The 20501-nt window shown below is 49.0% G+C and carries 20 protein-coding genes; 1 reads left to right on the top strand and 19 read right to left on the bottom strand.

Features of this window, described 5'->3' with window-relative positions:
- Positions 1-4: 4 nt before the first annotated feature.
- The 14 genes from EV210_RS04905 to EV210_RS04840 form a co-directional block, all read right to left on the bottom strand.
- Entirely contained in the window at positions 5-655 is a 651-nt protein-coding gene (locus EV210_RS04905) for an HAD family hydrolase (RefSeq protein ID WP_132076518.1), read from the bottom strand.
- Positions 655-1509 carry a flavodoxin family protein gene (locus EV210_RS04900; RefSeq protein WP_132076515.1) on the bottom strand — a complete coding sequence of 285 codons (855 nt, stop codon included), beginning with the start codon at positions 1507-1509 and terminating at the stop codon, positions 655-657. The genes EV210_RS04905 and EV210_RS04900 overlap by 1 nt, the downstream gene beginning before the upstream one ends.
- Before the next feature lie 67 nt (positions 1510-1576).
- Positions 1577-2527 (bottom strand): drug/metabolite exporter YedA, encoded by a 951-nt coding sequence (yedA, locus tag EV210_RS04895; protein ID WP_132076512.1) that lies wholly within the window; start codon positions 2525-2527, stop codon positions 1577-1579.
- A 13-nt stretch (positions 2528-2540) separates the two neighbouring features.
- Positions 2541-2975: an Lrp/AsnC family transcriptional regulator gene (locus EV210_RS04890; RefSeq protein ID WP_132076509.1), complete on the bottom strand. Its 435-nt coding sequence runs from the start codon at positions 2973-2975 to the stop codon at positions 2541-2543.
- A 203-nt stretch (positions 2976-3178) separates the two neighbouring features.
- Positions 3179-3865, bottom strand: coding sequence for a hypothetical protein (locus tag EV210_RS04885; RefSeq protein ID WP_132076506.1), 687 nt, complete (start codon positions 3863-3865; stop codon positions 3179-3181).
- Between the two features lie 146 nt (positions 3866-4011).
- The gene (gene hrpB / locus EV210_RS04880) at positions 4012-6495 is read right to left on the bottom strand and encodes an ATP-dependent helicase HrpB (RefSeq protein WP_424218033.1); all 2484 of its coding nucleotides are present in this window, start codon (positions 6493-6495) and stop codon (positions 4012-4014) included.
- A 71-nt stretch (positions 6496-6566) separates the two neighbouring features.
- On the bottom strand, positions 6567-6899 hold the full coding sequence (locus EV210_RS04875; protein ID WP_132076500.1) for a hypothetical protein: 333 nt from the start codon (positions 6897-6899) through the stop codon (positions 6567-6569).
- Positions 6900-7085: 186 nt separating this feature from the next.
- A complete protein-coding gene (locus EV210_RS04870) occupies positions 7086-7745 on the bottom strand; it encodes a 3-oxoacid CoA-transferase subunit B (protein ID WP_165898791.1) in 660 nt (219 codons plus the stop codon).
- The gene (locus EV210_RS04865; RefSeq protein WP_132076493.1) at positions 7726-8397 is read right to left on the bottom strand and encodes a CoA transferase subunit A; all 672 of its coding nucleotides are present in this window, start codon (positions 8395-8397) and stop codon (positions 7726-7728) included. The genes EV210_RS04870 and EV210_RS04865 overlap by 20 nt, the downstream gene beginning before the upstream one ends.
- Before the next feature lie 79 nt (positions 8398-8476).
- A complete protein-coding gene (locus EV210_RS04860; protein ID WP_132076490.1) occupies positions 8477-8785 on the bottom strand; it encodes an AtuA-related protein in 309 nt (102 codons plus the stop codon).
- 1 nt (position 8786) lies between these two features.
- On the bottom strand, positions 8787-10124 hold the full coding sequence (locus tag EV210_RS04855) for an acyclic terpene utilization AtuA family protein (protein ID WP_132076487.1): 1338 nt from the start codon (positions 10122-10124) through the stop codon (positions 8787-8789).
- Positions 10125-10170: 46 nt separating this feature from the next.
- Complete coding sequence (locus EV210_RS04850; RefSeq protein WP_132076484.1) at positions 10171-11466, bottom strand: CitMHS family transporter; 1296 nt, start codon at positions 11464-11466, stop codon at positions 10171-10173.
- Positions 11467-11768: 302 nt separating this feature from the next.
- Positions 11769-13184: a sigma-54 interaction domain-containing protein gene (locus EV210_RS04845; RefSeq protein WP_132076481.1), complete on the bottom strand. Its 1416-nt coding sequence runs from the start codon at positions 13182-13184 to the stop codon at positions 11769-11771.
- Between the two features lie 138 nt (positions 13185-13322).
- Complete coding sequence (locus EV210_RS04840; RefSeq protein WP_165898790.1) at positions 13323-14474, bottom strand: metallophosphoesterase; 1152 nt, start codon at positions 14472-14474, stop codon at positions 13323-13325.
- A gap of 96 nt (positions 14475-14570) precedes the next feature.
- On the opposite strand from EV210_RS04840, the gene EV210_RS04835 reads away from it, so the two are divergent.
- Positions 14571-14777, top strand: coding sequence for a (2Fe-2S)-binding protein (locus EV210_RS04835; protein ID WP_132076475.1), 207 nt, complete (start codon positions 14571-14573; stop codon positions 14775-14777).
- Positions 14778-14835: 58 nt separating this feature from the next.
- On the opposite strand, the gene EV210_RS04830 is transcribed toward EV210_RS04835, so the two are convergent.
- The 5 genes from EV210_RS04830 to EV210_RS04810 all read right to left on the bottom strand — a co-directional run bounded on the left by EV210_RS04830 (position 14836) and on the right by EV210_RS04810 (position 20500).
- Complete coding sequence (locus EV210_RS04830; protein WP_132076472.1) at positions 14836-16050, bottom strand: ABC transporter permease; 1215 nt, start codon at positions 16048-16050, stop codon at positions 14836-14838.
- A gap of 5 nt (positions 16051-16055) precedes the next feature.
- Entirely contained in the window at positions 16056-16736 is a 681-nt protein-coding gene (locus tag EV210_RS04825; RefSeq protein ID WP_132076469.1) for an ABC transporter ATP-binding protein, read from the bottom strand.
- A gap of 11 nt (positions 16737-16747) precedes the next feature.
- Positions 16748-17842 carry an efflux RND transporter periplasmic adaptor subunit gene (locus EV210_RS04820; protein WP_132076466.1) on the bottom strand — a complete coding sequence of 365 codons (1095 nt, stop codon included), beginning with the start codon at positions 17840-17842 and terminating at the stop codon, positions 16748-16750.
- Between the two features lie 25 nt (positions 17843-17867).
- On the bottom strand, positions 17868-19142 hold the full coding sequence (locus tag EV210_RS04815; RefSeq protein ID WP_132076463.1) for a TolC family protein: 1275 nt from the start codon (positions 19140-19142) through the stop codon (positions 17868-17870).
- A 95-nt stretch (positions 19143-19237) separates the two neighbouring features.
- On the bottom strand, positions 19238-20500 hold the full coding sequence (locus EV210_RS04810) for a sensor histidine kinase (protein WP_132076460.1): 1263 nt from the start codon (positions 20498-20500) through the stop codon (positions 19238-19240).
- Position 20501: the final 1 nt, after the last annotated feature.

Raw genomic sequence — 20501 nt, 5'->3', positions numbered from 1 at the left:
CGCTTTACCTCGCTACAAGATACGCTTTTAATTCAGCAACGGTATCGACAATATGATCAGGCTCTGCCTGTTCCAGCTCTTCCCGGCTGCCATAACCGTAGGCAACGCCAACCACAGCAATGCCGTTGCGCTTAGCTCCCCGGATATCGTGCATGCGGTCCCCTACCATAATAATCTGACTGCGGTCATAATCCCCCAGCTCGGACAGGGCATACTCGATTACCTCATGTTTTTCGACCCGCGTACCATCCAGATTGCTGCCGACAACAGATTGAAAATAACCGTCCAGTTGAAAGTGCTCCAATATTTTAACAGAATAAATAGTCGGTTTAGAAGTTGCTACAATCAGGGTTTTACCCTGTTGCCGCAGCCCGTCCAGCAAATCACCAATGCCGGGAAAAACGGCGTTCTCATACAGGCCGACCGTGGAAAAACGCTCGCGGTAATAGCCGATTGCCTGTTCGGCCTGTTCATCACTCATGTGGTAATATTCTTTAAAAGAATAGGTAAGCGGCGGCCCGATAAACGGGATTAGTTTATCTAAATCAGGCTCATCAATCCCCATCTTTTGCAAAGCATATTGTACACAGGTAGTAATCCCGATCTTCGGGTCAGTTAACGTTCCATCCAAATCAAACAATACAATTGAATACATTATTTTCCCTCCGGTACGACCCACCATTGATAGGCCTCATAAGGTTTCCGGCGACGGAATAAATCCTGCCGGCTGGCAATATAGCTTTTCTTTACCTCTTCCAACAGACGTCCATGCTCCGCCATTCCTTCCGGTGAGAAGCGGCGGTGTTCGCTGGTGTTGAAAACCAGGGAATATCCTTCCCCATTCTGCTGCAATTCACCGGCAGCATTGCACATACTACAGCGTACCTGACCGGAAGGTTTGAGCTGCAGCATGCTGCTGCCGCACACTTGACAGGCCAGGACATCATTAGCCGCCGTAACAACGGGCTCTGCAGCCGGATCAAGCAGCCGGGCAGCCAGACGGCGTGCAGTGGCCAGCACCTCAGGCTCAACCACTTCGCCGGGGCTTGCCGCCTGTACCTGCATATCGCCGACAACCTCCAGATGCAGAAAACGCGCAAAATTCATAACAGCCTCACGGGCATAGCCGTCCCAGCCGGGGATGCCGTAGACCGTGGCAGTTACACATTTTTTACCGCTGAATTCCCGGCTGTTGGCCATAACCGCAATCAGCCGGTCCGTAATCGTTTTTACGCTGGTGTGAGAGCCCAGAAAATAACAGGCCGAGGCAATAATTACGGCATCAGCGGCTTTAATGCGTTCCAGTAAAAAAGGCAGATCATCACTGATCACACAGCTTTTCTCTTCCGGCAGGCAGGCATAGCACGCCTTGCAGTCCCCAATATTCAGGGAAGGCAGATGGATCATTTCTTTATCAACTTCAGCAGGCAATGACGCCAGCATTTCTTTAACCAGGATTTCCGAATTCCCCAGCTTGCGCGGTGAAGCAACGAGACCGAGAACTTTCAATGCAATTACCTCCTCGTTTTATGCTGACACTGCTGGTTAGATTCGTCATCTGCCGCATAATTGCCTGCTATTCGGCGATTTTTTTCCCCTGTGCCGCCGCTTTTCCCCCTGTATCGGCTTTATTGTTATGCTGATTCCCTTTCGTGATCATTACAACCGAAGTAACAATAATAGCTGCCGCCGCAGCAGCCTGCAGTGTCATCTGCTCTCCGGCCAGTAACCAGCCAAGGATCACCGCCACAATTGGATTTACATAGGCATAGGTAGACGCAAGGGTAGGGTCGGCTGCCTTTAACAGCCAGATAAAAGCACTAAATCCAATAATAGAACCAAAAAAGATTAAATACCCCAGTGCTAATGCTGACTGCAGGGAAATAGCCGCTACGTGGAACTGCCCGGCCTCACCGGTCAGCAGGCCAAAGGTCAGGCAGAAAAAACCGCCTGTCAGCATCTGCAGGGCAATTGCCAGCAATGGAGCTTCCGGCAGTTTCGCAACTCTCGAATACAGGGAACCAATAGCCCATGCCAGGGAAGCACCCACTAATGCAGCGTATCCGGTCCAGGGAGCCGCTGTTCCGCTTACATCGCCGCCAGTACTTTTGACCAGCAAAATGATGCCGATAAAACCGGTCAACAGTCCCCCGAGAATCAGGCCGTTAGGCCGCTTGCCTCCCTGCCACAGCCAGGAGATTAAAGCCATCCAAAGGGGCACAGTGGCAACAATGATTGCCGCAATACCGCTGGAAACTGTCTGCTCGGCCCAAACTACGCCGCCGTTTCCGCATAAGAGCAGCAAACCGCCGACGATAGCCGCATTTTTCCAGTGCTCAACAGATGGCCGTGGTGTCCCCTTACTCATTTGCCAGGCATACACAAGGGCACCGGCTGTCAGGAACCGGATACCGGCCATTAGAAAAGGGGGCATCGTTTCAATAGCAAACTTCATTGCCAGATAGGTACCGCCCCAGAAAATATATACTGCAAGCAATCCTGCTGCGATTGGTAGTGTCAGATTCATAGCCGCTTCCTCCTCAGTCCAGCATCAATTCATTCGTTTCTTTTAATACGGACAAAACAATAATCGTTTTGGTAGAGATATAGTCTTCCCGGAGATTCTCCTTCAGCAACCGGCTTAGTGCCTCTGTATTACGGGTTCGCACCTTAACCAGATAACAATCTTCACCGGCTATGTTGTGGACTTCCTGTACTCCCGGTATATTAATCAACCGGCCTTCAATATCGGTAGGCCCGATGACTTTTACCAATACAAACGCCAGCATGTCCAAGCCCAGCGCCAGGGGATTGAGCTTCGCCTCATAGCCCTGAATAACCCCCTGCTCTTCCAGCTTTCTGATGCGTGTTAATGTCACCGAGGGTGCCAGATCAATCTGCCTGGCAATTTCAACATTCGTCATACGGGCGTTCTGCTGCAGCAAAGCAAGAATTTTCCTGTCTTTCTGATCCATCGATTTCACCTCACTTGCTATTATAATTCCAAATTAACCTCTTTTTCAACACTATAATTCTTATATATATCAACACTTCAAAATAATATTCTTTTTATATCGATATTAAAGAATATTATTCTAATTGAAACTTCCCTAAACAAAAAAATACTTTTATTCAAAAAAATTCCCGGCTCTCGTAAGAGAAACCGGGAATTTTTATTTTATTTAAAATCTACTGAGAAGAGGCAGGTAATGCCTTTTAATTTATAATCTTCTTTTTTATGTAGCGCGTAAGCTGGCGCATCAAGATCAACATCCTCAAATTGACGTTCTCCGTAGGATACATTGAAGTGTGCATCTTTTGCGATTTTATAGCTGACACCAGCTTCCCAGAACAGGACATCCTTACCGCTAAGCACTGCGGCAAATAAGGTTGCTTTTTCATTTAACTTTTGATCAGTCATAAATCCCGCATGTAAGGAAGCTATCGTTGCGGGTGCCACCGTATTACCGTAAGAAAACTTATTTTGTACCCAGCCGGCAACTGCCGATACATTTGGACCGATACGGTGAATTAAGTTAATTTCCTGATGAGTCGACTTACCGTATGTACTTACAGTATGATTTAAAGAAGTAGAATAAGCACTAAAAACTTCGGATTTAAACTTGCCGCCTTTAAACTGGAGAGCCCAGTTGTCGCCTAAACCTGCAGTAACGCCATATTTAAAACCCGATTTGCCGTCCGCTTTTCCTGTTACTTCTCCCGAGCCATTAAAGGTAGAATTCAGCGTACTGCCAAATTCGGCTGAGATATGGCCTTTTTCAAAATCGGTTACCGGCGACGCATAAACGGCAGTAGTACCTGCCATCAGGATGCCGAGAACGGCTGCTGCTATTTTCTTTTTCATTATTTTCCCCCTCAATCCATTAACAAAACAAACATGCTATGCTTCTTACACTCAGCTTTACATTTCATTTATTTTTCTTTTTTTATATTACCATAAAACAAGGGGTTGTAAAGAAAAGACTAGCTAGTCAGCACCAGATCTTAGGATCAAGTCAACATTTTTGGTTTAGCCCGGTGGGTTGCCTGGGCAGTCAGCGGATTTTCCGGCCAATAATGCTTCGGATACCGGCCCAGCAATTCCCGGCGTACTTCAAAATAAGTGGTCTGCCAAAAGCTCCGCAGGTCACGGGTGACCTGCACCGGCCGCCGGGCCGGCGAAAGCAGCTGCAGCGTCAGCGGCACCCTGCCGCCGCCGATGCACGGCGTATCGGTAAGCCCAAAGAGCTCCTGCAAGCGTACTGCCAGAACGGGAGCCGTCGGATTCCCATAATCAATCGCAATCTTCTGTCCGCTTGGCACAATAATATGAGATGGAGCATCCTGCTCCAGCCGCTGCCGTTCCTGCCAGGTAAGCATTCCTTCCAACGCAGCCAGCAAATTCAGCCGCTGTAGTTCCGTCCGGCTGCTCATATCGTACACATACGGTCCCAGCCAGTCATCGAGAGCAGCAAGTAATGCTTCCGGGGAGGTATCAGGCCAGCTTGCCGGCTCAAGGGCATGCAAGAACCGGATACGGCCGCACCACTGTTCAGCCGCTTTTGTCCAGGGCAGGATGGTGAGTCCCGTCTGAGTAATCCCCTGCAAAAGGGCGGCCAGACATTCAGTCCGGTCAGGCACAAACGGTGCCTCCTGCAGCAGCAATTCCCCCAGGTATTGCCGCTTTCTTCCCCGTACTGCCTGGGCCTGATTGTCCCAAAACACCTCCGTCCGTTCCTCAAGCTGGTCACGAAAGTATACACGCAGGCAGTCAACGGCGACAGGCGCAGCCAATAGAATCTGGCTCTCTGTCCCCTTATCATCCAGTTCTGCTGCTACGAGATAGCTTTCCCCACTCAAGGCCTGGACTGAAGGCAATACGGCACCTCTGCCGTTTTGGAGCAAAAAGCGGCCGTCATTGCGCCGTTGGGCAATGCGGTCGGGATAGGCGAAGGCCAGCAATAAGCCACAATGTCGGCTGTCCGTTTGTGCCTCTACCCCGATTGACAGGCTGCTTTGCAGGTAGTGCAGCTCTGCCTCCAGACGGCGGAAGATTCCCGGATCAAGCGTTTTCCCGCCCGAACGGAGCTCATCCAAGCGCAGCCTCAGATCGGCCTCGCGGCTGCCGCCCTGGAAAATATCCCGCTCATTGAGCAGCACCGCCACTTGACAGGCCAGCCGCCCCATCCCTTCTTCTTTCGCCAGCAAGATCATATGCGCCAGCCTTGGATGGAGTCCCATTTCAGCCAGCTGCCTGCCATGCTTGGTTATCTGTCCTTCGCCGGATATGGCCCCCATTTGCCGGAGCAGCACTCTGGCTTGCTCAACAGCAGCCTCCGGCGGCACATCCAGCCATTTAAGGTCGGCAGGTTGACGTACACCCCAAACAGCCAGCTCCAATACAAGCGAAACTAAATCAGCCGCTCTGATCTCGGGTATGCTCTGTGCTTCCAGCCGCAAGTTTTCTTCAGCCGTCCACAGCCGGTAGCAAACCCCCGGTCCCAGGCGTCCGGCCCTTCCCTGGCGCTGATCGGCAGAAGCCCGCGAAACAGTAACCGTCTCCAACCGGGTCATCCCGGTACGAGGTGAAAAACGGGGAATCCGCATACGACCTGCATCAATAACAACATGCACCCCTTCAACAGTCAGGCTGGTTTCGGCAATCGAAGTAGCCAAGACAACTTTCCGTTCGCCGGCCGGACTCGGCGCCAGCGCCACATCCTGCTGCTGCAAGGGCAAGTTGCCATAAAGTACGGCAATCCTGACCCCGGTATATGCTTTCCCGGCCAACTGCCTTTCTACCCGGCGAATTTCGCCCGCTCCCGGCAGAAAAACCAAAATATCGCCTTCCTCACAGCGAAGTGCCGTGTCAATGGCCTGCACCACGGCAGTCTCCAGGCTGCCCGTTAAAGGCCGCTCCAGATACCGGGTCTCTACCGGAAACTGGCGCCCCTCACTGACCAGGACCGGAGCCTGATTGAGCAATGCCGCCACCGGCTGAGCCTCCAATGTCGCCGACATAACCAGAATCCGCAGTTCGCTGCGCAGCACTGCCTGCGACTCCAGTGCCAGTGCCAGTCCCAGGTCAGCCTGCAGGCTCCGTTCATGAAACTCATCAAAAATAATCAAACCCACATCACTGAGCATAGGATCATTTTGCAGCATTCTTGTCAGGATGCCTTCCGTAATCACTTCAATTCTGGTTCGTGGGCCTATTCTGCTGTCCAGGTGAACGCGATAGCCTACTGTTTGGCCAACCTGTTCTCCCAGCAGTGAAGCCATGTACCGGGCAGCAGCACGCGCCGCCAAACGGCGTGGTTCCAGCATGATAATACGCTTGTCCTTCAACCACGGCTCCTGCAGCAGGGCTAACGGCACCCGGGTGGTTTTACCCGCTCCGGGTGCTGCGACCAAAACCGCATTGACAGAGGAGCTGAGCACAGCTTGCAATTCCGGTAGAACGGCTTCTATCGGCAATCCGGTCAATTTCTTCACCCCATTAACAAATCAGCTATAAAAAAAGCATTATTTGCTGATTAGACAGGCAAATAATGCTCTTAATGCATTTACGATAAGCGTTTTAATTCGCCAATAATATCGGCTATTTCTTCTTTGCGGTCAACAGTGTCAAGCGAGTCATTCGTAGTCAGAATGAAATCCAAGTAGTCCTGAATTTCATCAATGGCATCAATAATTTCTTCCTCTGCTTCCGGAAGAGCTTCTTTTATCCCATCTAACTTCTCGATAACCTCGTTCAGCATTTGGCCTACATCGTCACTGTTTCCCGGTTGAATAACGTCTTCCAAAATGGTTACTACCGGTTGAAAATCTACCTTGCTAATACAACTCACTCCTTTTTTAAGGATGTACAATACTACTTTTTCCGCTTCGTTCCGCACCTATTCGCTAATCATCACAAATGATTTATTATCCAGCTTACTGGCAGCACATGGCTGCTACGGTACCGGAGAACTTTTCAGAAAAACATGTAGCGCTGACAAACATCCATGAGTTTATTGTATTCTGTACAGGTAATAAATTTCCTTTCACCCATAAAAACTTTATGTCACTTTTTGTTAATTTTTCTAAGATATTGCCATTTCCTGAAGCTGCGGCGAAAGACAAAACTCTGCCGCCGTAGCAGCCCGTACCTGATCGACCGTTACTCCCGGCGCAACTTCCGTCAGTTCCAGCCCCTGCTTAGTTACGCAGAAAACAGCCAGGTTGGTTACGATTTTGGTTACCACGCCTTTTCCGGTCAGCGGCAGCGTGCACTCTTTCACAATCTTAGGCGCACCATCTTTGGCTGTATGCTCCATCGCAACAATAACCTGCTTGGCTCCCGCTACCAGATCCATGGCTCCCCCCATGCCCGGAACAATTTTCCCGGGTACCATCCAGTTTGCCAGATTACCGGCTTCGTCTACTTCCAAGGCCCCCAGAACGGTAAAGTCCAAATGACCGCCCCTGACTACGGCAAAAGACATGACACTGTCAAACATCGCACCGCCGGGTATAACCGAAGCCGGTTTGGCACCGGCATTGACCACATCGGGATCAACAGGCTGTTCTGCCGGTCCAAGACCAATATAGCCATTTTCCGAGTGCAGCAGTACCTGAATGCCCTGGGGAATATGGTCAGCAACCAAGGTCGGAATACCTATGCCCAGATTGACAACATTGCCATTCTTGAATTCACGGGCAACCCGTTTCGCAATGATTTCCTTAGCATCCACTGTCAGCATTCCTCCCTGATTGGCAAATATAATCAACAAATATTCCCGGAATCATTACCTGGTCCGCATCAATTTCACCGGTTTCCACAATATGATCCACTTCGGCGATAACAAGATCGGCCGCCATGGCCATCACCGGATTGAAATTACGGGTTGACCTGCGGCAGATCAGATTGCCGCTTTTATCGCCTGTCGTGGCTTTAATCAAAGCCACATTGGCTCTCAGCGGAAGCTCCAGCAGATAATCCCGGCCATTGGCATTGATCACCTGCTTATTTTCGGCAACAACCGTTCCTAGTCCGGTCGGGGTTAAAACACCCCCCAGTCCCGCGCCGCCGCACCGCAGGCGTTCAGCCAAAGTTCCCTGGGGCACTAATTCCACTTCCAGCTCGCCGCTGTTCATTTGCCTGCCCGTCTCCGGGTTGGTCCCAATATGAGAAACAATCACTTTTTTCACTTGGCGGCCTGCAACCAGCCGGCCAATGCCTTTATCAATAAAACCCGTGTCATTGCCGATCACCGTCAGGTTTTGCAGCTGCAGGTCCACCAAGCAGTCAATCAGCCTTTCCGGTGTGCCTACCGCTAAAAATCCACCGATTGCCAGGGTAAGATCATGCGTAAGATAGTTCCGGCACTGTGTAATTGGTATTACTTTATTCATGCTTTCCTCCAGTGTCGTTTTTTCATTGTTCATTTATGCAATGAGGAATCCCCCTTCCGGCGGGATTCCTCATTAATTATTATTTTTCCGGAATTTCCAGATTCATCATCGCCGAACTCAGCGACTTGCCGTGAATATCCAGGGCAAGTGTTCGGGTTACGCCGCCCCCCAGGGCCTGATACATAACAAAGTTAAGCGCACCTACATTCGGCATTTCATAACGGACAACTTCCCCTTGCACAATTTCGGCGAAATGTTGTTTTACCCGTTCAGCGGTAACATGCTGCTTTATGAAATCATAGTCTTCCGGTTTATAGGCAATAACCGAAATATTGGAGGTATTCCCTTTATCCCCTGTTCTGGAGTGGGCAATTTCACGTAATTTCATCTTACAACACCTCGTATTGTACAGTATAGTTTACTAAGGAGCGGGGAACCAGCGCCGAAACCATTGCAACTACCTCTCTGGCAACTTTCCAGGCTCCCGCGCCGCCGGCCGGTCCGTTGGTATACAGCGTTTCCACTTCATTACCGATGCGGACAGCTTCCTTCATATTCTGCGTACGTCCGGTGACTCTTGCTCTCACTTCATAGGGTTCATGACCTGCTGACAATTTCGGGCTGTGCAGCGAGTCAACTCCAATCAGATCGCATCTTAGCTCCTGGACCTGAACGCCCATCAGCTTCAGTCTTTCTTCCACAATAGCAAGTGCCAGCTGACCGCGGTTTACAGCACCCGGCCCGGCATAGCTGATCTGGCCTTCGCCAATATAGCTGTCAATATAGCCAATCGAAACCTTCAGGGAATCTGTCTTTGGACTGCCCTTGCCGCCCGCTACCCGGACTTCATCCTTGGCAGTCTGGGTAAAGGTAATTCCACTAAAATCCGCTACCACATCCGGTGTAATATACGATTGAGGATTATGGATCTCATACAGCAATTGCTCTTTGCAGGTTGATAGAGTAACCATTCCGCCTGCTTCGGGAACCTTGGTAATAATAAAGCTGCCGTCTTCCTGTACTTCCGCAATGGGGAAGCCCAGCCGCGCTAAACCGGCTACATCTTTATAACCGGGATCAGCAAAATAGCCACCTGTTATTTGACCGCCGCATTCCAGTAAATGTCCCAGTGCAGTCGCCTGGCCCATCAGATTGTAGTCCTCAACAGACCAGCCAAACTCATGAATAAGCGGGGCAATAAACAAGGCCGGATCAGCTACGCGGCCGGTAATGACTACATCCGCGCCGTTTTTTAACGCTTCAACAATGGGCTCAACGCCTAAATAGGCATTAGCGGAAACAAGCTTATCCTTAATTGTTGACAGTTTTTCACCGGTTTCTTCGATGGTGTAATCCTGCTGACTAATGATATCCAGCACATCGTCACCGGTAACAGCTGCTATTTTCAGACCAGAAAGACCTAATTTCTGGGCGATTTCTTTTACTTTCCGGGCACCGGCAACGGGATTTGCCGCTCCCATATTCGAAATAATCTTAACGCCATTTTTCTGGCAGATTTCCAGCGCAGCTTCCATACGAGCCGCCAGCAAGGCATCATAACCGGCATTGGGATCTTTCATTTTTGCCTGCTGAGCAATAGCAATTGTTCTTTCGGCAAGACATTCAAAACATAAATATTGAATATTTCCTTTTGCCGCAAGCTCGACAGCCGGTTCAATCCGGTCGCCGGAATATCCTGCACCTGAGCCAATCCTTACTTTTTTCATCTTTTCACCTCATTATTTTTTTAAGCTCTCCCCCGGTCTGGTTCTGCTAAAAGGGGAAGACTCCGATAAGCGCGCATGTGATGGTCATAATGATTGTTGCTCCCCATAAAAAGGGGATCGAGAACTTTTGATGCTCACCTAATTCTACACCGGTTAACCCAACGATTAAGAAGGTCGCCGGCGTCAGCGGGCTGACAGGAAAACCGGTTGTCATCTGTCCCATAAGTGCTGCCTGGGCAACGGCAATTGGCTGTACACCCAGCATTTTACCAACTTCGGCCACAACAGGGATGACACCCAGATAAAACGAATCCGGATCAAACACTAAGCTTAGCGGCATAGAAGCAATCCCCATCGCAAAAGGAATGTGCTGTGCCAATGCAGGCGGTACAAAAGAAACTGCCACTTTGGCCATCGCTGCAATCATCCCGGTTCCTTTCATTATGCCGGTAAATACGCCTGCCGCCAGCAGAATGCTCGCCATCATCAGGGCTGACTTGGCATGAGCATCAACCCGGGCTTTTTGTGCGGCTACATCCGGATAATTCAGCAGCAGTGCCAGTACGGTACCGATCATGAACATCGGTGCAGGGTCGACTTTGCCACTGACCATTGTACCCATCACAACCAGGGCTAGGACAGCATTAATCCAAAACAGCTTCGGACGGCGTAACGCTTTTTCTTCTTCTTTAACTTCCCGGGTGAGCACAATATCACCTAGCTCGGCAGTTGTAAAACCAAGTCGTTTCTCTTCTCTTTTTCCGAGCAGATATGCAACCGCAAACATATACACAAGTCCAACTAACTGAGGAATAACCAGCGGAGTAAAAATATCGGTAACCGGAACATGCAGTGCGGCTGAAGCGCGCAGCGTCGGTCCTGTCCAGGGCAGATAGTTAATGCCTGCTGCCATAGCAACCATTAAGCACAACAACCGTTTGTCCATCTTCAGCCGTTCATAGACCGGCAGCATAGCGGGAATGGTAATCAAAAAGCATACCGCCCCGGAACCATCCAGATGAATTAACAGGGCCAGCAGTGCAGTACCCATTAATATCCGGGTAGGCTTTGCGCCGACTGTTCTTAATATCCGGTCAATAATGGGGTCAAACAAGCCTGCATCACCCATTACACCAAAAAATAGGATTGCAAAAATAAACATGGTTGCCACAGGTGCGATATTCTGAATACCGCTGATAATGAATTTACTTGTAGCAAGACCAAAACCACCCGCCAGTGCAGCAACTACGGGTACAAAAATGAGTGCAATCAGAGGAGACATCTTTTTGGAGATAATGGCTCCCAGGAGCACTACGATCGTAATAAGACCAAGCAATGCCATACTTTCACCTCTTTACTTATTTTAGTGTTACCTCGTCTCACTATAATCGCAAGATCCGTGCCAACAGGATAAATCGCTGTTTCGCCTTATTTTTCACGCTTTTTCAGTTGGAATGCCTGTCTATTATTCTATAATCTTAGAAATAACCTAAGCTTACCATCCCCGCTTTGCCTGTTTAATCCAGACTTAACCGCGATTTCTAATTTTTTAGAAAGAAAAGCGGTAATTTTCTAACTTTTTAGAATAACCGCTGTTTTTTACCTATATAAAAATCCTCATATCACATGATATGAGGATTTTCTTTACTTACTTTCTTCAATACCGAGTACTTTCATCTTATTATACAGTGTCGCCAGTGAAATTCCCATCTGCAGCGCAACCCGTTTTTTGCCTTCGACCGTATAGCCTTCGCAATGCAATGCATTCATCAGAATCTGCCGCTCCGTATCGCGTACCACATCAGCAAGCGTTTTCCGGGCGACCACCGGTACATTTGTATCAACCAGCAGCATCGGTGGCAAATGCAGCTGCGTAATCAAATGATCTTCACACATATTGGCGGCAAACTCAATGGTGTTGCGCAGCTCTCTGATATTGCCCGGCCAGCGGTATTTCAGCAGGATGTCATATACTTCCGGAGAAAACCGAAACGGTCTGCCCACCTTATGCGAATACTGAATCAGAAAATAATCTGCCAGCAGTCGGGCATCGGTACTCCGTTCCCGCAATGGAGGCAAATGAACATTCAGGATATTCAGGCGGTAAAACAGATCCTCCCGGAAACGGCCCTCTTTTACCATAGCCAGCAAATTGCGGTTGGTCGCAGCAATAACCCGGACATTCAGCGGTATTTCCGAAGCCTCGCCTATTTTGCGTACTGCCCGTTCCTGCAGCACGCGCAGCAATTTCGCCTGCACATCGAGGCTCAATTCCCCAATCTCATCAAGCAGAATGGTGCCGCCGTCGGCAATTTCAAACAAACCGGTTTTGCCGCCTTTGCGGGCACCGGTAAAAGCGCCCTCATCATAGCCGAACAGCTCGCTTTCCACCAGGCTGGAAGTCAGCGAGGCACAGTTGAGTGCCACGAATGGCCCGTGAGCCCTTTTGCTCGCACTATGAACGGATTGGGCAAAAATCTCTTTACCGGTCCCGCTCTCACCGGTAATTAATACATCCGTCTCGCCGGCAGCAATTTTTTTGCAGAACTGCAGCGTTTGCTGCAGCGCACTGCTGGAGCCGATTACATCGTGAAAGCTGTATTTAGCCCGGTAAGCATGTTCTACCATCTTTTTTAGTCGGTTTGTTTTCTTTTCGTACTTATTTATTTCCTGACTGAGGCGCCTCACCTCTGTTATATCCTTGACTACCGAAACTCCGCCCACTACCCGGCTGTCAATCATAATCGGCGCCATATCCACCACATACTGGATGTCACCTTCCCGGCGGTATACACCGGCCATTGGCACCCCTGATTCAATGATCTGCGGCAATATGGCTCCCGGACGCACGCTTGTCAACAGCTTGCCTACGATCTGTTCATACGTAACGCCTGTTATTCTCGTATATTCCGGATTAATATACCGTACCATATACTGTTCATCGCTTATCAGTATCCCGTCGTAAATCGAGTCTAAGATGCTGAAAAACCAGGCTTGAGCTTGCTCGAGAGAGTTGAATACGAACTCCAGCCCTTGCAGATTCTCCCGATCATATCCCATTACTTTCCTCCTGACGTAAACCTATTTTGGTGGCTGCCCGATTCTCTTCTATTTGTAGTACTATTCTGCATTACTCCCGGTTTCCCTTTTTAGCAGGAACGCACTGTTTGCCTCACAGACAAACAGTGCGTTCCTATATCAGTTATCAAATTGAATGTTGATACTTACCCATTCCGATTGTGTGCCAACCCGGACCGGCGGCCCCCAGGTACCAAAGCCGCTGGAGACAATCATATGAAAAGCGCCGCTATGCCAATAGCCCCAATCAAGTTTGAACATTGCCTGCGTAAGGAAATTAAGCGGGAACAGCTGGCCGTGGTGAGTATGCCCGGCCAGATACAAATCAATGCCCTGCTGTTCACCAGCCTCCACTTCAACAGGCTGGTGATCCATTACAATAATCGGCAAAGCCCGGTCACACTGCTGTAAAATTTCCTTGAGAGGCTTGCGTGGCGAATCTGTCAGTTTTTCCCGGTAGTAATCATCCCTGCCGGCCAGGTAAAAAGAATCGGCGATTTTTACAGCCTGATCACGCAGCAGTGTAATATTGGCCTTACTCAGTTCCTGCACCGTCTTTTCCGAGTCTCCCCAAATGTATTCATGACTGCCCAAACAGCCAAAGATACCGTACTTCGGCCGCAGCCTGCGTAAAATCTCCGGCATATTATCATCCACGAATACACCAATATTTTCATCCAGTATATCCCCGGGCAGCAAGACAATATCCGGCTTTTGCTGATTGATTGCGGTAACTAAATTTTCCAGACGCCGCCGTCCCACTAATAAGCCCAGATGAAGATCAGAAATCATAATAATGTGTATACTATGGACAGGCGTTTTTTTGTGAATCCTAATATCGTAGTGTCTGAGCTGCGGTGAATTAGCGACCCAGATCCCATAGACTACCAGCAGACAAACGGCAAGTACAATGCTCCAGCCGACAACAGGCAAATTACTGGTTATTTCCAGGGGAATAACCCCTGCTAGATGGCCGATCCACAAACTAAAGTCAACAGCGCACCAGAATAGCAGCAAATAAAAATAAAACGCCAGCCAATAGGCCCCGATCCAAATCAGCCAATCGTTGAGAGCGCTGGCATAGAACATGGCACCGCCTCTTCCGAGAAAGTAAGCAGCGGTTAAAAAGGCAAATACTGCCCAGTATAACCCGGTTACTGCAGGGCTTGCTGCTGCCAGCAGGGAGCCTGCCAGCTTCAGACCGATATAGTAGCTGGTCATGCAGTAAATTCCCAAACTAAGAATGGTAATCATTATATACTTTGTCTTCATAGATACATGTGCCCATTTCCCCTTTATAAAAGTAACAGCTGTCTTATTGTTAACAACAAAGCCTGACTCCATTCGTCAGGTGAAAGGAGAAATGCAATGGATGAACCTCTTAGCCCAGCTATGCTGGATAAGCTGACCATGGTCTGCATTTGCAAGGGAATCAGCCGGGCCACCATTAAAAAGGCGATTACCGGCGGTGCCGACACGGTAGAAAAAGTACAGGCTGCGACCGGTGCCGGTTCGGGTTCCTGCGGAGGCAAACGCTGTACTCCTAAAATTCAGGACCTGCTCGCCAAAAATTAATCTTTCTTCTCAAAATAAGAACCTGCAGCTCAGAATGAACTGCAGGTTCTTGTGTTTTTTATTCATAGCGAAGCGCTTCAATCGGATCAAGCAATGCTGCCTTGCGGGCAGGATAGATGCCGAAAAACAAGCCAATGCCGATCGAGAAGCCGAAGGCCATAATAATGGAGGCCGACGATATAACGGTACTCCATCCGGCAATTGCCGATATTCCATAGGCCGCTCCGATCCCGAGAGCAATACCGGCCAGTCCGCCGGCCACGCCAATCACAATCGCTTCAATGAGGAATTGCATTAAAATATTCCGGTACCTTGCGCCAAGTGCCTTACGGATACCAATCTCGCGTGTTCGTTCCGTAACCGATACCAGCATAATATTCATAATACCGATACCGCCAACCAGCAAGGATATGCCGGCAATAAAGCCTAACAACAGTGTGATTGATCCGGTTGCTTCTTCAGCAGTCTCCATAATGCTGACCATATTCCGGACAGTGAAATCATCTGCTTTGTCGTTGCCCAGACGGTGCCGGGAACGCAGCAAAGTAGTGACATCCTCCTGTACCTGATTGACGATCTCTGTATTTTCCGCCTGAATATTAATTAACTGGATATAGGTAATCCCCATTAACCGTTCCTGAGCCGTTGTCAGGGGAATTACCACTGTATCATCCTGGTCACCGCCGCCGGCGGACTGCCCTTTACTCTCCAATACTCCCACAATGCGGAAAGGAGTATTGTTAATACGAATGGACTGGCCGATTGGGTTAGTGTCCCCGAATAAATTGCTGGAAACGGTAGGTCCGATAACTGCTACCCGCTCCCGTGTTTCCAGGTCCTTATCCGTTATAAAACTGCCGGCCTGAACAACCATGTTGCGTACATCCAAATAATCCGGTGTTGTTCCCATTACCGAAGTCATCCAGTTCTGATTACCCGCGACTAGTTGATACTGCTTGCTTACACTGGGAGCCACCTTATTCACACCATCAACTTCATTGGCAATAGCCTGAGCATCTTTTAGGGATAAGGTTATGCCCGAGCCTGCCGCCTGCCTTACGCCGGAAGAGGAGGGAGCGCCAGGTGACACCATAATCAGATTGCTGCCCAGTCCGGCAATCGAGTTCGATACCTGTTCCCGTACGCCCATCCCAATGGAAACCATGGCAATAACGGCCCCCACACCAATGATAATCCCCAGCATAGTCAGAATAGATCGCATTTTATTGCCTACCAGCGCATTTAGTGCGATTGAAATACTCTCTCGGAACATGGCGTTCACTCCTCTCCGGTATCCCGCACGATCAGTCCATCCCGAACATGGATAACCCTTTTTGCATATTCGGCAATATCGGGCTCATGGGTGACCAAAATAATCGTGCGCCCCAGTGCATTCAGCTTATCAAATATTGCCATTACTTCGACGCCTGATTTGGAGTCAAGGTTACCGGTAGGTTCGTCTGCCATAATAATAGTTGGATCATTGACCAATGCTCTGGCAATTGCAACTCTTTGCCGCTGGCCGCCCGACAATTCGTTCGGACGGTGATCAAGGCGTTTTTCCAGGCCAACCGCTTCCAGCGCCTCGATGGCCTTCTGTTCCCGCTCTTTCTTCGGAACTCCCGAATATACCAAAGGCAGGGCTACATTTTGCATAGCAGAAATGCGGGGCAGCAAATTAAAGTTCTGGAATACAAAACCAATCTTTTTGTTACGGGTCACTGCCAGTTGGTCATCCGTCATAAATGCAACCTCTTGCCCGTCCAGCAGGTATGAGCCTTCCGTCGGGCGGTCCAGGCAGCCGAGAATATTCATCAGCGTCGACTTGCCTGAGCCGGACGGTCCCATAATGGCGGTAAATTCCCCGGCACTGATCGTTAAGTTAATTCCTGCCAAAGCAGCAACTTCGGAGTCACCCATTTGATATATTTTTTTTACCTCTGATAAGGCGATTGTCATCGTTAACCCCCCTACCTTCTCATGCCGGGTATCCCGCCGCCACCCTGGCGCTGCTGTGTTGAAGCGGCTGATGCTTTAACCTGAGCCACTACCACCTGGTCACCTTCGCTTACACCACTGGTCACTTCAATCCGGTCTTCACCGCTCAGGCCGGTGGTTACAGGTACGTCTTCCGTTTTGCCGTTGCTGCGGGATACGGTTACATATTGTCCCTGACTGCCCGATTTTAAAGCAGATAACGGCAGCGTTAAGGTATCCTTGCTTTCACCGCTATGAATTAAAACACGTGCTGTCATTGTTGGCTTCAGCAAATTATCGGTAGCATCAACATCTATAAATACGGTATAGTATACAACATTGGACGTAACGGTTGCCTTTTGCGAAATCCGGGACACCTTGCCGGTAAACTGCTTGCCTGTGTATGCATCAACAGTAAAGACTGCAGTCTGTCCGACAGCAATTTTACCGATATCCGTTTCATCCACTTGTGTTTCTATTTGCATTTTGGACATATCGGCAATGGTCAGAATAACCATTGGATTCGAGATACCCTGTGCTACAGTTTGACCGGCTGGGATAGGTTTGCCAATAACGATACCGTCAATCGGTGCTTTAATGATGGTGTCACTCAATTGGGAAACAGCATCATCATAGGCAGCCTGAGCTACCTTATAATCCAGACGGGAACTGTCCAGCTGCTGTTCGGAAACAGCACCGATCCCGTTGAGACGCACATTGCGATCATAGTTGGCAGCGGCATTATTTAATTTTTCCCGTGCCTGGGAAGCTTGCGCCTGCAGACGGGTATCATCCAAAATGACTAACTCCTGCCCGGCTTTTACCGCATCATTTTCCTGCACCTTCATTTCCTCAATCAAGCCGGTGATCTTGGAACTGATTTCTACCATATTGACCGGCTTGATCGTACCCGTTGCCGAAACAGTGGATACAATATCGCCCCGTTCTACTTTTACCGTCTTTGCAGTTACTGCCGGCTTAGTCTGGCTGGCCTGGTAAACCAGGCCGCCTTTAACTGCTGCTGCAGCAAGAATGACCAGAAGCAGCCATTTCTTGTATTTCATGATGAAAAGCCAAAGCGCTTTCATTTTACTCCTCCTCCGTCTGCAGCAGTTATTCTGCTTTCAAACCAATCGCTTTATCAATCTTGGCTACATTTACATTGTAATCAAACAGCGCTTGTATTTCATTCGTCTTAGCCTGAGTGAGCGCCAGCTGCGCATCGATAACATCTAAGTTTGTACCTACGCCGGCATTATATTTTTCTCTGGCAATAACCAGATCTTCTTCGGCCTTGCCGACTGCTACCTTATTGGTATCGATGCGTTTTTCCGCTTCCTGCATGCTGAGGTAGTTTTGCCGCACTTCAAGCGCAGCACTGTTTTTTACCTGAACTAACTGTTCCTTGGCTTTATCAAGCAAAGCATCAGCCTGCTTCACTTTTGCACTGGTAGAACCGGCATCAAAGATCGACCAGCTTGCCGACAAACCGACTGACCAGTCATCATCGCCGCTGCCAGGCAGTACCGAGCCATTCCAGCCATTGGATGCACTCAGTGATACAGAAGGAAGCTTACCGCTTTTTGCCATTTTTACAGCGGTTTCCGAAATCTTCACATTTTCCTCTGCCTGAGCAACATCTGGTCTGGTTTGCGCTGCCTGAAGACTGTCGTCTAATGTTTTATCATATTTGTTGTAGCTGAGAGTATCCGTAAGTGCAAGCTCAGTACCTGGATCAATCGTCATTGTATTCAGCAGTCCTGCAACGGCCAGATCGTAATTGTTTTGTGCTTTAATTAAGTTTTGCTGCGCATTGGCAAGCTCTACTTCAGCCCGGAGAACATCCGACTTGGCAACAACACCTACATCATATTTCGCTTGTACGGAATTTAAATGTTCCTGCAGGTTGCTGACGGATTGCTGATTGACTTCCACCAAATTTTTTGTTTGCAAAATGGTGAAGTAGGCAGTAGTCGTATCGAGCTTTAACTGTTGTTTGGTTTTTTCCACACCTAAGTCGGCAACCCCTACACCGCGCTTAGCCTGATCAATTTGACCTTCTACTCTGCCGCCGCTGTAAAGCTGCCAGTTCATGCGCAGCGAACCACTAAGATCATCCGTACCGGCCGGATTATGATCTTTTAGGCTGTAGGAATTTCCTAATGATACGGTAGGCATCCTGCCTGCCTGTGCTTCACTAACACTCCATTGTGATTTATCCTTGTCTGATTGAGCCATTTTTATGGAAGGGTTATTTTTGAGCGCCAAGGCTACACTGTCTGACAACGATAATTCTACAGGTGCGGCAAAAGCAACAGAAGCATTCAGCATGACAAGAACTGCTGCAATTAATTTGGCACTATTTCTAACACTTTTTTTCTTATTCACGGGCTTACACCCTCCTTTAAACTCATTCTACCTCCCGTTTTTTTGAATTTCTTTAGAGATTATTAAATAAAAAAGACACTTGTCTAAGCAAGTGTCTAGCCGTTTACCGGTAGCAAAATTGTAAAGCATGTACCCTGTCCGATTGTGCTTTCTACCGTTATTTTGCCATTATGCTTTTCCACAATCCATTCGGCAATCGACAAGCCAAGTCCAATGCCCCCTTCTTCCCGCGAACGGGCCTTGTCCACCCGGTAAAACCGGTCAAATATATACGGAAGATCTTCCGGTAAAATTCCATGCCCTGAGTCGATAATCTGCAGCTGAATATTTGCTCCTTGCTGGCAGCCCTTTAGCACAATCGTGCCAGTTGCTGTATACTTAACCGCATTATCCAGGATAATTACCAGCAGTTGATGAAGCCGGTCTTTGTCCGCTTTCAGAGTAAGCTCTCCATTTAATTCAGCCACAAGCGCCAGTCCTTTTAACTCAGCAAGTGGCTGGAATTGTTCAACCACCGCCCGTATGACCTCGTTGGCGCTGATGGCAGTACGATTTAGCTGTGCTTCCTCACCATCAGCCCTGGCCAGTGTAAGCAGCGTAGCTATCAGCTTGTTCATGCGCACACTCTCACGGACAATGTTTGTTATGCGAATGCTTTCTTCCTGAATGCTGTGACTGGGATGGCGCAGAACAAGCTCAGCATTACTTTTAATAATTGTGAGCGGCGTCCTCAGCTCATGTGAGGCATCTGCGACAAACCGCTGCTGTTTATTCCAGCTGTTGCGAATTGGCACTAAAGCACGGCGGGCTAAATAAAAGCCGGCAGAAATAATAATGAGAATTCCGATACTCATCGCTACACCGATGACAATCAGCAGACTGCGCAACAGGGAGGTTTCCGAATCAACAATGCCTATGGCAATAATATCCTGGACGGTAAAGGAATCACCAAACTCCTGCAGCACAGTATCAGGCTTGCGGTACGGCTGGCTGTATACGCGGTAATCATGCCCGTGAATCCGTTTCATGGCCGGCGGTCCCGGACTTACCTGCGATGCCAGTTCCTTTATGCTGCCGCCCTGATCCAACCTGCTGGGATAAAGACTGAGTAATGCTCCGTTTGCATCGCGCAGCAAAATAAAGATCCGGGGGTCAAAAAGTACCGCATCCGGTTTTACAATGGCCAGCTTGCCATCAACAATCAGAAATTCTTCCGCCTTTGCCCTGAGAGAATGATCTACCTCATCAAACAGGCGGTATGCCACATAGCCGTAAACGATGGCGCCAAAAACAGCAAAAATCAGCAGAAAAACCAGGGAATTTAGTGTAGCCAGCTTCCGTAATATTTTTTGGAGCATT

Source organism: Anaerospora hongkongensis (assembly GCF_004339805.1).
Classification (GTDB): domain Bacteria; phylum Bacillota; class Negativicutes; order Sporomusales; family DSM-15969; genus Anaerospora; species Anaerospora hongkongensis.
Note: the sequence above shows the minus strand (reverse complement) of the source record. Positions and strands in the feature narration are given on the sequence as shown.

What these genes read in the sequence shown, in the direction of transcription:
- EV210_RS04905 (WP_132076518.1), bottom strand. Translation starts at nt 655, where the DNA reads ATGTATTCAATTGTATTGTTTGATTTGGATGGAACGTTAACTGACCCG.
- yedA (WP_132076512.1), bottom strand. Translation starts at nt 2,527, where the DNA reads ATGAATCTGACACTACCAATCGCAGCAGGATTGCTTGCAGTATATATT.
- EV210_RS04890 (WP_132076509.1), bottom strand. Translation starts at nt 2,975, where the DNA reads ATGGATCAGAAAGACAGGAAAATTCTTGCTTTGCTGCAGCAGAACGCC.
- EV210_RS04885 (WP_132076506.1), bottom strand. Translation starts at nt 3,865, where the DNA reads ATGAAAAAGAAAATAGCAGCAGCCGTTCTCGGCATCCTGATGGCAGGT.
- EV210_RS04870 (WP_165898791.1), bottom strand. Translation starts at nt 7,745, where the DNA reads ATGCTGACAGTGGATGCTAAGGAAATCATTGCGAAACGGGTTGCCCGT.
- EV210_RS04865 (WP_132076493.1), bottom strand. Translation starts at nt 8,397, where the DNA reads ATGAATAAAGTAATACCAATTACACAGTGCCGGAACTATCTTACGCAT.
- EV210_RS04860 (WP_132076490.1), bottom strand. Translation starts at nt 8,785, where the DNA reads ATGAAATTACGTGAAATTGCCCACTCCAGAACAGGGGATAAAGGGAAT.
- EV210_RS04855 (WP_132076487.1), bottom strand. Translation starts at nt 10,124, where the DNA reads ATGAAAAAAGTAAGGATTGGCTCAGGTGCAGGATATTCCGGCGACCGG.
- EV210_RS04850 (WP_132076484.1), bottom strand. Translation starts at nt 11,466, where the DNA reads ATGGCATTGCTTGGTCTTATTACGATCGTAGTGCTCCTGGGAGCCATT.
- EV210_RS04845 (WP_132076481.1), bottom strand. Translation starts at nt 13,184, where the DNA reads ATGGGATATGATCGGGAGAATCTGCAAGGGCTGGAGTTCGTATTCAAC.
- EV210_RS04840 (WP_165898790.1), bottom strand. Translation starts at nt 14,474, where the DNA reads ATGAAGACAAAGTATATAATGATTACCATTCTTAGTTTGGGAATTTAC.
- EV210_RS04835 (WP_132076475.1), top strand. Translation starts at nt 14,571, where the DNA reads ATGGATGAACCTCTTAGCCCAGCTATGCTGGATAAGCTGACCATGGTC.
- EV210_RS04830 (WP_132076472.1), bottom strand. Translation starts at nt 16,050, where the DNA reads ATGTTCCGAGAGAGTATTTCAATCGCACTAAATGCGCTGGTAGGCAAT.
- EV210_RS04825 (WP_132076469.1), bottom strand. Translation starts at nt 16,736, where the DNA reads ATGACAATCGCCTTATCAGAGGTAAAAAAAATATATCAAATGGGTGAC.
- EV210_RS04820 (WP_132076466.1), bottom strand. Translation starts at nt 17,842, where the DNA reads ATGAAAGCGCTTTGGCTTTTCATCATGAAATACAAGAAATGGCTGCTT.
- EV210_RS04810 (WP_132076460.1), bottom strand. Translation starts at nt 20,500, where the DNA reads ATGCTCCAAAAAATATTACGGAAGCTGGCTACACTAAATTCCCTGGTT.